Annotated in this window: 13 protein-coding genes; 1 reads left to right on the forward strand and 12 read right to left on the reverse strand. The window is 54.7% G+C overall.

Translation table 11 applies throughout. From position 1 onward, the window contains the following. Window positions 1–78 precede the first annotated feature (78 nt). Complete coding sequence (gene ggt / locus C3432_RS20545) at window positions 79–1,815, reverse strand: gamma-glutamyltransferase (RefSeq protein WP_181012960.1); 1,737 nt, start codon at window positions 1,813–1,815, stop codon at window positions 79–81. A gap of 121 nt (window positions 1,816–1,936) precedes the next feature. On the opposite strand from ggt, the gene C3432_RS20550 reads away from it, so the two are divergent. After that, window positions 1,937–2,314, forward strand: coding sequence for a DUF2756 family protein (locus tag C3432_RS20550; RefSeq protein WP_103779092.1), 378 nt, complete (start codon window positions 1,937–1,939; stop codon window positions 2,312–2,314). On the opposite strand, the gene ugpQ is transcribed toward C3432_RS20550, so the two are convergent. The 11 genes from ugpQ to livK all read right to left on the reverse strand — a co-directional run bounded on the left by ugpQ (window position 2,298) and on the right by livK (window position 12,830). Next, on the reverse strand, window positions 2,298–3,047 hold the full coding sequence (ugpQ, locus tag C3432_RS20555) for a glycerophosphodiester phosphodiesterase (protein WP_103778395.1): 750 nt from the start codon (window positions 3,045–3,047) through the stop codon (window positions 2,298–2,300). The genes C3432_RS20550 and ugpQ overlap by 17 nt on opposite strands. Further along, on the reverse strand, window positions 3,044–4,114 hold the full coding sequence (locus tag C3432_RS20560) for a sn-glycerol-3-phosphate import ATP-binding protein UgpC (protein WP_103778396.1): 1,071 nt from the start codon (window positions 4,112–4,114) through the stop codon (window positions 3,044–3,046). Before C3432_RS20560 ends, ugpQ begins: the two co-directional genes overlap by 4 nt. A gap of 8 nt (window positions 4,115–4,122) precedes the next feature. Next, complete coding sequence (gene ugpE, locus C3432_RS20565; RefSeq protein ID WP_103778397.1) at window positions 4,123–4,968, reverse strand: sn-glycerol-3-phosphate ABC transporter permease UgpE; 846 nt, start codon at window positions 4,966–4,968, stop codon at window positions 4,123–4,125. Next, window positions 4,965–5,852, reverse strand: coding sequence for a sn-glycerol-3-phosphate ABC transporter permease UgpA (gene ugpA, locus C3432_RS20570; protein ID WP_103778398.1), 888 nt, complete (start codon window positions 5,850–5,852; stop codon window positions 4,965–4,967). The genes ugpE and ugpA overlap by 4 nt, the downstream gene beginning before the upstream one ends. A 104-nt stretch (window positions 5,853–5,956) precedes the next feature. Then, window positions 5,957–7,273 (reverse strand): sn-glycerol-3-phosphate ABC transporter substrate-binding protein UgpB, encoded by a 1,317-nt coding sequence (gene ugpB, locus C3432_RS20575; protein WP_103778399.1) that lies wholly within the window; start codon window positions 7,271–7,273, stop codon window positions 5,957–5,959. Window positions 7,274–7,462: 189 nt separating this feature from the next. Next, on the reverse strand, window positions 7,463–7,723 hold the full coding sequence (locus C3432_RS20580; RefSeq protein ID WP_258041636.1) for a hypothetical protein: 261 nt from the start codon (window positions 7,721–7,723) through the stop codon (window positions 7,463–7,465). Window positions 7,724–7,873: 150 nt separating this feature from the next. Next, window positions 7,874–8,587 (reverse strand): high-affinity branched-chain amino acid ABC transporter ATP-binding protein LivF, encoded by a 714-nt coding sequence (gene livF, locus C3432_RS20585; RefSeq protein WP_103778401.1) that lies wholly within the window; start codon window positions 8,585–8,587, stop codon window positions 7,874–7,876. Between the two features lies 1 nt (window position 8,588). Next, entirely contained in the window at window positions 8,589–9,356 is a 768-nt protein-coding gene (gene livG / locus C3432_RS20590) for a high-affinity branched-chain amino acid ABC transporter ATP-binding protein LivG (protein ID WP_103778402.1), read from the reverse strand. After that, on the reverse strand, window positions 9,353–10,630 hold the full coding sequence (gene livM / locus C3432_RS20595) for a branched chain amino acid ABC transporter permease LivM (protein ID WP_103778403.1): 1,278 nt from the start codon (window positions 10,628–10,630) through the stop codon (window positions 9,353–9,355). Before livM ends, livG begins: the two co-directional genes overlap by 4 nt. After that, window positions 10,627–11,553 carry a high-affinity branched-chain amino acid ABC transporter permease LivH gene (gene livH / locus C3432_RS20600; RefSeq protein WP_103778404.1) on the reverse strand — a complete coding sequence of 309 codons (927 nt, stop codon included), beginning with the start codon at window positions 11,551–11,553 and terminating at the stop codon, window positions 10,627–10,629. The genes livM and livH overlap by 4 nt, the downstream gene beginning before the upstream one ends. 167 nt (window positions 11,554–11,720) lie before the next feature. Then, window positions 11,721–12,830, reverse strand: a complete 1,110-nt coding sequence (livK, locus tag C3432_RS20605; RefSeq protein ID WP_103778405.1) for a high-affinity branched-chain amino acid ABC transporter substrate-binding protein LivK — start codon at window positions 12,828–12,830, stop codon at window positions 11,721–11,723. Window positions 12,831–13,055: the final 225 nt, after the last annotated feature.

The raw sequence follows: 13,055 nt of genomic DNA on the forward strand, positions 1-13,055 counted from the left end.
ACCTGGAGACAATTAATTATAATAACTGCCATTGAGCCTTCCAAACCTGCCCTCTCCCAGCGAAGAGGGCCATTATCCTTAATATCCCGCCGTTAAATCATCCACGGCACGCGGATCAGAAGCGCCATACAGCGCGCCGTCCGGCCCTACCATGATGCTCTGCGTGCTGCCCATCGCCTCTTTCAGCGCGACTTTCTGTCCCTTCTGCTCCAGCAGTTTCAGGGTATCCGGGCTGAAGCCTTTTTCCACGCGCAGTTCATCCGGTAGCCACTGGTGATGGAAACGAGGTGCATTGGTTGCTTCCGCAACGTTCATTCCAAAGTCGATGGTGTTGACCACCATTTGTAACACGGTGGTGATAATCCGACTGCCGCCTGGGCTGCCCGTCACCAGCCAGGTTTTTCCATCTTTTACCACGATAGTCGGCGACATAGATGACAGCGGACGCTTCTTCGGTCCGACCGCGTTGGCATCGCCGCCTACCAGACCGTATACGTTCGGTACGCCCGGCTTGGCAGAGAAGTCGTCCATTTCATTATTGAGCAGAATGCCAGTATTACCCGCCACAATACCGGTCCCGAAGGTGGTATTCAGGGTATAGGTCACCGCCACGGCATTGCCGTCTTTATCCACCACCGAGAAGTGAGTGGTCTGATTGCTTTCATACGGGGCGAGCTTGCCAGGTTTAATCTCGCTGGAAGGCTTAGCCTTGTTGATATCAATCTGATCGGCAAGCGTTTTAGCATAGGCTTTGTTGGTCAATGCCTGCCATGGCACTTTCACAAAATCGGGATCGCCCAGATACTCCGAGCGGTCAGCGTAGGCATACTTCTCCGCTTCAGCCATGACCTGCATGGCGTCGGCGCTGCCAAATCCGTATTTCTTCATATCAAAGTTTTCAAGAATATTGAGGATCTGCACGATGTGAATACCGCCAGAGGACGGCGGCGGCATGGAGAAGACCTGATACCCGCGATAGTCACCGCTGATGGGGGTGCGTTCTACCGCTTTATACGCAGCCAGATCGTCTTTGGTTATCAGGCCGCCGTTTTTCTGCATTTCCTGGTAAATCTGCTCGGCTATCGGCCCCTTATAGAAAGCGTCCGGGCCATTTTCAGCAATCATCTCAAGACTCTTTGCCAGATTTTTTTGCACCAGCCTGTCGCCCTTCTTCAGCGGTTCGCCGTCCTTCCAGAATATCGCTTTGCTGTTTTCATGATTTGGAATCACTTCACTGCCGTAGGTTTTCAAATCATCGGCCAGCGCATCGTTCACGACAAACCCCTCTTCCGCCAGCTTCATCGCCGGACGGATGACTTTATTGAGCGGCATGGTGCCGTATTTTTCCAGCGCCAGCGAGAATCCGGCGACAGTCCCCGGCGTGCCGGAAGCCAGATGTGACGTCAGCGATTTTTTACCGTCCGGATCCCCCTGACTGTTGAGGAACATATCGCGCGTAGCGCTGGCAGGCGCCATCTCACGAAAATCGATAGTGGTGGTATTACCGTCTTTCGTACGCAGCAGCATAAAACCGCCGCCGCCCAGGTTACCCGCCTGCGGATGGGTCACCGCCAGCGTGTATCCCACGGCAACGGCAGCATCAACCGCATTCCCGCCCTGCTTAAGGATATCGACCCCCACCTGGGTGGCCGTCGCATCAACAGTCGCCACCATCCCCTGCTTTGCCCGTACAGGATGGAACACATCCTCCTCCACGCCATAAGAGACCGGTGGCGGTGCGGCAACGGCACTGAACCAGCTTCCTGAGAGCAGAGCAGCAATGGCTACCCGGCGCAAAAACGTCGGTTTCATCATCGTTATTCTCCAGAAATAAGGGGGGCAACTCCCCTACTAAGCCTGGTGTATAACGCTGAAATAATCATCGTTATGGCGGAAAAGGAGTAAACTTAAGAGATACCTCAGAGGAGGAAGGATGATGAAACGACTCTTGATTGTGGCAGCGCTCCTGCCGTTTGCCTGTTTCGCACAGCCGATTAACACTATGAACAACCCGAATCAGCCAGGGTATCAGATCCCCAGCCAGCAGCGGATGCAAACCCAAATGCAGACGCAGCAGATCCAGCAAAAAGGGATGCTCAACCAGCAGTTGAAAGCCCAGACCCAGGTTCAGCAGCAGCATCTGCAAACGCAGATGAGCAATAACACGCAGCGGATCCAGCAAGGCCAGGTACGTCAACAGCCGCTGCCGAATACCAGCGGCGGTATGTTAAGTGGCGGAACCGGCCAGGGCAGCACGCAACAGCACATGCTGCCCCAGCGGCAGAATGGCAATATGCTTAATCACTCGCAGTAGTAAAGTCCGGGCCTATTACATCGATCGCATCGGTACAGATACAATCTACCCCCCAGCGCAACAGTTCAGCTGCACGCTGGGGTTTATTGACGGTGTAGACCAGAATATGCAGCCCGGACTCTTTCAACATCTTCACGCGCGCTTCATCCAGCAGTTTATGATTCAAATGGATGGATACGCATTCTAAGCGGGTAGTCAGCGCCTGCCAGTCCTCCCGCCATTCATCCAGTAATAGTCCGCGCGGCAGTTCCGGCGCAACGGCCTGCGCCGCTTCAAGCGCATCGATTTCAAACGACGAGAGCAACGGCGCCGTCATCCCTTGCCATAACGCTCGTGCGGCCAGCGCCACCGCTTTCCCCGTTACCGGGCCGGTGCCGGTCGTCGGTTTAATTTCGATATTGACCATCATATTCAGCGTACGGCAGCGCTCCGCGACCTGAGAGAGCAGCGGCAGCGGTTCACCTTTAAACTCACCGCTGAACCAGCCTCCGGCGTCCACACGCAGCAGATCCTGCCAGTTGAGCTCCCCGGCGACACCCCAACCATTGCTGGTACGCTCCAGGTTGTCATCATGGAGCAGGAAAATCTCGCCATCTTTCGACAACTTAGCGTCAAACTCAATCATGGTGTGCCCATAGCGTGCGCCCACCTCGATCGCCGCCAGAGTGTTTTCCGGTGCCAGTTTGCCGCCGCCGCGATGGGCAACAATGTGCGGATAAGGCCAGTTACTCATACTCGTAGTCCTGTTTCACCATCAAAAAGATGCAAATGATTTTCGGGCAGATGCAGCCAAAGCGTACTGCCTGCCGCCGGACGCTGCTGATGCGTCAGTCGCACCACCAGTTTTTGCTCCCCCCAGCGCCCGTGCGCCAGATTATCCGCCCCTAACATCTCCAGCGTGTCTGACACCAGCGGTACGCCGCCTTCCGCCTGCGAGCTTAGCGTAATATGTTCCGGGCGGATACCCAGCGTCATTTTACGCCCGGCATAACGGCGATAGCACTCGTTGATGGGCAGCGCCATGCCGCTCTGAAGATCAAAATGCGTACCCGCTGCGCTGATGCGACCTTCCAGCAGGTTCATTGCCGGGCTGCCAATAAAGCTTGCCACAAAACGGCTGGCGGGTTTTTCGTAAACTTCCACTGGCGTGCCAATCTGTTCGGCAACGCCCTTGTTCATCACCATCACGCGCTGGGCGAGGGTCATCGCTTCAACCTGATCGTGAGTTACGTACAGCGAGGTGGTTTCCAGACGACGATGCAGATGCTGTAACTCAAGGCGCATCTGTACGCGCAGTTTGGCATCGAGGTTCGAGAGAGGCTCGTCGAACAGGAACACCGCCGGATCGCGAACGATAGCGCGTCCCATTGCCACCCGCTGACGCTGACCGCCGGAAAGCTCGCGTGGGCGACGTTTGAGTAATCCGTCCAGTTCCAGGATCCGCGCCGCCTCTTTCACCCGTTCGGCAATATGGCCTTTCCCCATTCCGCGAATTTTCAGTCCCCACGCCATATTCTCTTCCACACTCATATGCGGGTAGAGCGCATAGTTCTGGAACACCATCGCGATGCCGCGGTCTTTTGGCTCCATTTCAGTCACTCGCTGACGATCAATCCAGATATCCCCGCTCGTGACACGCTCCAGCCCGGCCACCATGCGTAACAATGTGGATTTCCCACAGCCAGACGGACCGACCATCACGATAAATTCCCCGTCAGCGACGTCCAGCGTTAACGGCTGAATGACCTGGGTTTTGCCATCCCAGCTTTTGGTTACTGCCTGTAATTTCAAACCAGCCATAAAATTTCCTACTTCTCACTGTCTACCAGGCCACGCACAAATGCACGCTGCATGGCGAGAACGATAACGACGGGCGGAATGAGGGTCAGCAGCATCGCAGCCATAACCTGGTTCCACAGCGTGGTGCCTTCCCCGGAGGCGATCATGCCCTTGATGCCCGCAACGGCGGTGCCGAGATTGACATCGGTAATAATCAACAGCGGCCAGAGATACTGGTTCCAGCCGTAGATAAAGGTGATAACAAATAGCGCTGCCAGATTGGTTTTCGACAGCGGCAGCACAATGTCGCGGAAAAAACGCATCGGCGAGGCACCATCAATGCGTGCCGCTTCAATCAGCTCGTCCGGCAGCGTCATAAAGAACTGACGGAACAGGAATGTCGCGGTAGCAGAGGCCATCAGCGGCAGCGTTAAGCCCGCATAGCTGTCGAGCATTTTAAGATTGGCGATCACCTCCACCGTCGGGAAGATACGCACTTCAACGGGCAGCATCAGAGTGATAAAGATCATCCAGAAGAACAGGTTACGCAGCGGAAAGCGAAACCAGACGATGGCAAATGCCGACAGCATGGAAACGGCGATTTTGCCCACCGTAATACCGAACGCCATGATGAAGCTGTTGAGCATCATCCGCCAGAATGGCGCGCTGTTAACCCCCACGCCGTTGACCCAGATGTGTTGCATGTTTTCCAGCAGATGCGTACCGGGGATAAGCGTCATCGGCGTTTCAAATACCGCTTTGTTGTCCAGCGTCGCGGCAACAAACGCGACGTAGAGCGGGAACAGAATCACGGCAATCCCCAGAATCAGCATGGTGTGGCTGAATATCGTCAGCCCGCGACGGTTCTCAATCATTGGTAACGCACCTTACTTTCCACGTAGCGGAACTGCACCACCGTCAGAATAATGACGAGGAACATCAGCACCACCGATTGCGCGGCAGAGGCAGAAAGATCCAGCCCGGCAAAACCTTCGCGGTAGATCTTATAAATCAGCGTGGTCGTGGCCTGTACCGGTCCACCCGCGGTGGCCGCATCGATAACCGGAAAGGTATCGAAAAAGGCATAGACCAGATTCACCACCAGCAGGAAGAAGCTCACGGGTGCGATCAGCGGCAGCGAAAGTTTGAAAAAGCGACGAACCGGACCTGCGCCATCAATCGCGGCAGCTTCAACCAGCGAACGAGGAATGGATTGCAGCGCAGCAAAGAAGAAAAGGAAGTTGTAACTAATCTGCTTCCAGACCGAAGCAAATACCACCAGGAACATCGCCTGACCGCTGTTTTGCGCATGGTTCCAGTCATAGCCAAACTGCTCAAGAAAATGCGTGATCAGCCCGCGGCCAGGGTTAAACAGAAAGATCCACAACACGGCGGCAACGGCAGGTGCTACGGCATAGGGCAGCAGCATCAGGGTTTGATACCAGCGGCTACCTCGCACCACGTAATCCACCAGCGCGGCAAAAAACAGTGATATCAGTAGGCCACTAATCGTCACCAGCGCACTGAATTTAATCGTCGTCCAGAAGGCGTCGAGATAGTAACTGTCATCAAACAGCGTGACAAAGTTATCCAGGCCGACAAACTGGCTGGACAGCCCGAACGGGTCGACGCTTTGTAGCGAATACCACAGCGCTTCACCGGCGGGCCAGATAAAGAAGATAACGGTGATGGCTAACTGCGGGGCAACCAGCAAATACGGCAACCAACGCGAGCGAAACACCGGGCGGGATGAGGACATTGAGATTCTGTTCCTGAAAGATGCCGGATGGCGCTGCTGGCACCTTATCCGGCCTACAATCACTGTAGGTCTGATAAGCGCAGCGCCATCAGGCAAGGATAAGCTTAAGACTTCGTTGATTGCTCAAAGCGACGCAGCAGCTGATTACCACGCTCGACGGCGGCGTCCAGCGCCTGTTGTGGGGTTTTCTTCCCGGTCCACACGCTTTCAAGCTCTTCATCCACAATGGTGCGGATCTGCGGCATATTGCCCAGACGCAGCCCTTTGGTGAACGACAGCGGCGGCTTGTTCAGCATCTGGCGCGTGGCGATGTCCGCGCCCGGATTTTTATCATAGAAGCCCTGCTCCCGGGTCAGGTCATAAGCCGCCTGGGTGATCGGCAGATAGCCCGTTTTCTGGTGCCATTCCGCGGCGTTTTCGGGCTTCGCCAGGAACTCAAGGAACTTCGCCACGCCGGTGTAAGTCTCTTTGTCTTTCCCCTGCATCACCCACAGGCTCGCCCCGCCGATGATGGCGTTCTGCGGCGCCCCCTTCACATCGGCATCGTACGGCATCATCCCCACGCCATAGTTGAATTTGGCGTAGTGACGGATATCCGCCAGTGAACCCGAAGAGGCGGTTGTGATAGCGCAATCGCCGCTGTAGAACTTCTCAGTGGATTCATCCTTACGTCCGAAGTAGCTGAAATCACCTTTCTTATTCAGTGCTTCCAGCAGAGCAATATGTTTCACCTGCTCCGGCTTGTTGAACTCCAGCACCGCGTCGGTACCGTCAAAGCCGTTATTTTTGGTGGCGACCGGCAGGCCATGCCAGGCGCTGAAGTTTTCAATCTGGATCCACCCCTGCCAGCCACTGGCATAGCCGCACTTCATTCCCGCCGCCTTCAGCCTGGCGGTGTATTCCGCCAGGTCCTGCCAGGTTTTCGGTGGCTGCTCCGGATCTAAACCGGCTTTTTTAAAGGCGTCTTTGTTGTAATACAGCACCGGCGTGGAGCTGTTAAACGGCTGGGAGAGCAAATGTCCCGATTTAGAATCGGTGTAATACCCGGAAACCGTCGGTACGAACTGCGACTCATCAAAGTGAATATCTGCATCTTTAAAAACTTCGTAGACGGGTTTGATGGCTTTCGACGCCATCATCGTCGCGGTGCCAACTTCATACACCTGCAACAGCGCCGGGGCGTTGCCGGTACGAAATGCCGCGATGCCTGCACTCAGACTCTGCTCGTAGTTGCCTTTGTACACTGGCGCAATCCTGTAATCCGGATTGGCCGCATTAAAACGTTGCGCCAGAGAGTCAACCTCTTTCCCCAGCTCGCCTTCCATAGAATGCCAAAACGGAATGGTGGTAACGGCCATGGCGTTTGCCACGAATGCCAGGCTTAACGCGACTCCTGATGCTGTATGTCGTAACAATGTCATTCGCTTATCTCTCTTGTTATGCCGGATGCGCGATATCACGCGTTTTATGCTCGCGAGGTAACATGACATGCGCGAATGACAGAAAAATAACTACAGGATTACAAATAGATGACAGTCAGGCGTCAGAGGGATGATGGAACGGTGACGAAAAGATGGCGAAACGCGATGTTAACGCCATCGGTTAATTGATTAATCGCGCTTAGTATGCCTTTCGTATTCGTGTTGAAAACGCTGGTGTTCCCGACGCTCGCGTTCTCGCTGGATATCCGATTTTTCATCTTCCCGGCCAGGGCAGGCTGAACTTGAAAAAACTTCGCAGGGTGAATTGGATTGTGCAGGAGAAGCGTCCGGCTTTTCCTGCCAAATGGAGGGATCGCGTGGATCAATGTTTTGCGGTTTCAATGCGTGAGCACCGACGGAAAATGCCAGTATCATGCCTCCGAGCGCCATACAGGTGACAAAACCTCTCATCCTTACTCCCTGGTTTATTGTTATTGATAACGATTCTCAATAATAACATCCCTGCATTATTTAAAAAACAAGAACTGCACTGTACTTATCGCAAGTATGAAGACAGGCCCGGTCACCGGGCCTGTCTGCTTAACCTCCCAGATAGGCGCTGCGCACCGCTTCGTTTGCCAGCAACGCGTCGCCAGTATCCTCCAGCACCACGTGACCGTTTTCCAGCACATAGCCCCGATCGGCAAGTTTCAGCGCCTGGTTGGCGTTCTGCTCCACAAGGAAGATGGTCATTCCCTGTTCGCGCAGCTGCTCAATGGTGTCGAAGATCTGCTGAATAATTATCGGCGCCAGCCCCAGCGACGGTTCATCAAGCAGCAGCAACCTGGGCTGGCTCATCAGCGCACGGCCAATGGCCAGCATCTGCTGTTCGCCGCCAGACATGGTGCCCGCCCGCTGAATACGGCGCTCAAACAGACGCGGGAACAGCTCATACACCCATTTAATACGTTCCTGAAACCGATCGCGCTCGACAAAGAAACCGCCCATCGCCAGATTCTCTTCCACCGTCATGCGAGAAAACACGCGGCGCCCTTCCGGAACAATCGCCACCGCTTCGCGCATGATTTTCGCCGTCTGCCAGTCGGTAATGTCTTTATCATCAAACACCACCCGACCACTGGTGGCTCGCGGATCGCCGCACAGGGTGCCCAGCAGCGTGGTTTTCCCCGCGCCGTTGGCACCAATCAGGGTGACGATTTCTCCCTGGTTGATATGCAGACTCACTTCGTGCAACGCCTGGATTTTGCCGTAGTGGGCGCTGACTTTGTCAAAGGACAACATCACTTTTTCCATTTTATGCCTCACCAAGGTATGCACGGATCACGTCCGGGTTATTACGAATCTGTTCCGGCGTCCCGTTTGCCAGCGGCGTCCCCTGGTTCACGACGTAAATACGATCTGAAATTCCCATCACCAGCTTCATATCGTGCTCAATCAGCAAAATGGTGGTGTTGTGATGGTTACGCAGTTCAGCAATCAGCTCGTCCAGCTCTTTGGTCTCTTTCGGGTTGAGGCCAGCCGCCGGTTCATCAAGCATCAGGATTTCCGGCTGAGTCACCATACAACGGGCAATCTCCAGACGACGCTGATCGCCGTAGGCCAGGTTACTGGCCTGACGGTTGGCGTGTTCGAGCAAACCGATACGCTCAAGCCAGGTGGCGGCGCGGTCCAGCGCTTCGCTCTGCGCGCGGCGGAACGACGGGGTTTTCAGCAGACCAGAAAAAACACCGGTTTTCAGCTGTTGATGTTGTGCCACCAGCAGGTTTTCGATCACCGTCATTTCGCGGAACAGGCGCACGTGCTGGAAGGTCCGCACCACACCCATGCGGGCAATCTGCTGGCCCGGTAACCCTTCCAGATGCTGGTCGCGTAGCTTAATGGTGCCGCCCGTCGGTTTATAAAAACCGGTCAGGCAGTTGAAGACCGTGGTTTTACCCGCACCGTTTGGCCCAATCAGCGAGACGATCTCTTGTGGATGCAGTTCCAGCGCAACGTTGTTCACCGCCAGCAGGCCGCCGAAGCGCATCATCAGACCGTTAACCGATAATAATGGCTGACTCATGCCTGCTCTCCTTTCGCTGTCCCGTTTTTCAGTTTCAACTGCGGACGGGTCATCGGCAGCAAGCCCTGCGGACGCCAGATCATCATCAGCACCATCAAACCACCCAGCATCAACATGCTGTATTCATTGAAATCGCGCATCAGCTCACGCGATACCACCAGCAGGATTGCCGCGAGAATAACCGCAAACTGCGAGCCCATGCCGCCAAGCACCACAATTGCCAGCACAAAGGCCGACTCGGCGAAGGTGAAAGATTCCGGGCTGACAAACCCCTGACGCGCAGCGAACAGCGTTCCGGCAAACCCGGCAAACGCGGCGCTGATAGTAAAAGCGGTCAGCTTGATGCGGGTCGGGCTTAAGCCCAGTGAGCGACAGGCGATCTCATCTTCACGCAGCGCTTCCCACGCGCGCCCCAGCGGCATACGCAGCAGGCGGTTGATCACAAACAGACTGAACACCACCAGCAGCAGCGCCACCAGATAGAGGAATATCACACGGTCGGACGGGTCGTATTTCACATTGAAGAAGTTACCGAAGGTATCCCAACCGCCTTCGCGAGCGGTACGGCTAAACTCCAGGCCGAACAGCGTGGGTTTAGGGATCTGGCTGATGCCGTTTGGACCACCGGTGACTTCGGTATTGTTGAGCAGCAAAATACGGACAATCTCACCAAAGCCTAAGGTGACAATCGCCAGGTAGTCACCGCGCAAACGCAGAACCGGGAAGCCGAGCAGAAAACCTGCCGCCGCGGAAACCAGGCCCGCCAGCGGCAGACAGGTCCAGAAGCCCAACCCATAGTAGTGGTTCAACAGGGCGAAGGTGTAGGCACCAATCGCATAGAAACCGCCATAACCGAGAACCAGCAGCCCGGAAAGACCGACCACGACGTTCAGCCCCAGGCCAAGGATGATGTAAATCATAGTCAGGGTGGCGATGTCCACCGTGCCACGCGACACCATGAACGGCCACGCCACCGCAATCACCAGCAGCGCAACCAGAAACAGCTTCTGCTTCACGGTTGAACCATCAATCGCCGGCAGAATAAATTTCGGTCCTGAGATACTCTTCAGCCCCTTCTGGAAAGCGGGACGTAACAACTGGAAGAAAAAGACGACCGCGGTACCGATAAAGATCCACTGCCAGCGAATATCGGCAGCGGTATCAACCACCAGTTTGGTACCATCCAGCTCCAGTTGTACGCCCATAAAGACGCCAGCCAGAATGAAGAACATCACGGCAGAGAGCAGCGCCATTGCAAAATGCATCGGTTTCATACTTTCTCTACCTCCGGACGGCCCAGAATACCGGTGGGCATCACCAGCAGCACCAGAATCAGCAGGGCGAATGACACCACATCTTTATATTCCGTACTCAGGTACGCAGAAGAGAGCGCTTCGGCAACGCCCAGAATCAGCCCCCCAATCATGGCGCCTGGAATGCTGCCGATACCGCCGAGAACCGCCGCGGTAAACGCCTTCATCCCGGCCATAAAGCCAATATACGGGTTAATGACGCCATAGAACTGGCCGAGCAGTACGCCAGCCACCGCCGCCATCGCCGCGCCAATCACAAAGGTCAGGGCAATCACGCGATCGGTGTTAATACCGAGCAGGCTGGCCATTTTCAGATCTTCAGCACAGGCGCGGCAGGCGCGTCCCATGCGGGAGTAGCGAATAAAAATGGTAAGTGCGAGCATCGCCAGGAAGGTCACAATCCAGATAACCGCCTGCATTGTGGTGATGCTCGCAGAGAAGTTTTCGCTGCTGCCGACAATCCACTGACCATTAAACAGGCTTGGCAATGCCACATCACGCGAACCTTCGGTCAGGCTAACGTAGTTTTGCAGGAAGATGGACATCCCAATTGCGGAGATAAGCGCAATCAGACGCTTAGAGTTGCGCACCGGGCGATAAGCCACCCGCTCAATGCTCCAGCCATAGGCGCTGGCAATGACAATTGCGCCAACAAATCCGGCGGCAACCAGCAGCCAGCTGGTGTCGATACCCATCATCATCAGCGCGGCGATGATCATAAAGGAGACGTAGCTACCGATCATATAAACCTCGCCGTGCGCGAAGTTAATCATGCCGATAATGCCGTAGACCATCGTATAGCCGATGGCGATGAGCGCGTAGGTGCTTCCCAGCGTGACGCCGTTAAACATCTGCTGCAAGAAATAGAGGAACTGCTCGGACATAAAATAACCTTTATAAACCCGCCCGGACGGGATATTGAATCCACTCTCCATATTCGAGTTGCAGGAAGGCGGCAAGCTCGCTCATCCCCAGGTGCATACACAAATATGTGCCAGGGTGGGCGAGCGCTGCCGACGTTTCTGCGGCCCGAAGTTGACGAGTGGTTGCCTTATTTGGCTGCCGTGGAAGACCCGTCGGCGTGCCACTGGAAGACACCAAATTCAAATCCCTTCAGATCGCCTTTTTCATCCCAGTTCAGCGGCCCAATCACGGTATCAGCGCCGTGTGCTTTCAGATCTTTCACCAAATCAAGCGGCTCTTTACTGCCGGTACGATCCATTGCGGTTGCCAGCGACTGCACCGCCGCATAGGTGATCCAGACATAAGGGCCAGAAGGATCTTTCTTCTCAGCCTTCAGCGCATCGACGATACCTTTGTTCGCCGGATCCTGATCATAGCGTTTTGGCATAGTGACCAGCATACCTTCAGCGGCATCACCCGCAATGTTGGACAGCGAAGCATTGCCCACGCCTTCTGGCCCCATAAACTGCGTTTTCAGCCCCATAGAACGCGCCTGACGCAGCATCTGTCCCATTTCCGGGTAGTAGCCGCCGTAGTAAACAAAATCGATATTCTCTTTTTGCAGACGGGCGATAAGCGCGGAGAAATCTTTTTCCCCGGCAGTAATACCATCAAAGAAAACGATATTCGCGTTGCCCGCTTTCAGCCCCTCCTGAACGGAACGCGCCAGACCTTCACCATACTGCTGCTTGTCATGGATGATGGCGATGCGCTGCGGCTTCACCTTTTCAAGAATGTATTTCGCGGCGGTCGGTCCCTGGGAGGAGTCCAGTCCCGCTGTACGCATGATGTGCGCATATCCACGCTGCGTCAGCTCCGGGTTCGTGGCGCCTGGGGAGATCATCAGAATGCCTTCGTCTTCGTAGATATCAGACGCGGGCTGGGTGGAAGAGGAGCACAGGTGACCAATAACGTACTGAATCCCATCGTTAATGACTTTGTTCGCTACCGCAACAGCCTGTTTCGGATCGCAGGCGTCGTCATACTCCACGCCGACCAGCTTGTCGCCTTTAATACCACCTTTGGCGTTGATGTCTTTAATGGCCTGACGTGCGCCGTTAAATTCCATATCGCCCCACTGTGCAACCGGCCCGGACATCGCACCGACAACGGCGACTTTAATCTCGTCCGCCATTGCCGTATGCGACATCGCCAGTGCAATCACCCCTGCGATGAGCGTCTTCGCATTCCGTTTCATTTACTGAATCCCCATTCGTGATGATGTATATATTTTGTATTTATATGGTTAAAAAGCAGACTGTGCTTTTTTTGAACTGTACTATTTTTACCAGTCTGATTAATGGTTTAGCGCAGTATTTTTGGTAAAAATCGAGTAAAATCTCTATTTTTCAGTCTATTAAGAACAGATAATATTCTGCTTTTCACTATAGATAAACAAAAAAAAGCGCGTTTGTCAGCATAA

The organism is Citrobacter amalonaticus (assembly GCF_002918555.1).
In the GTDB taxonomy this organism is placed as follows: Bacteria; Pseudomonadota; Gammaproteobacteria; order Enterobacterales; family Enterobacteriaceae; genus Citrobacter_C; species Citrobacter_C amalonaticus_A.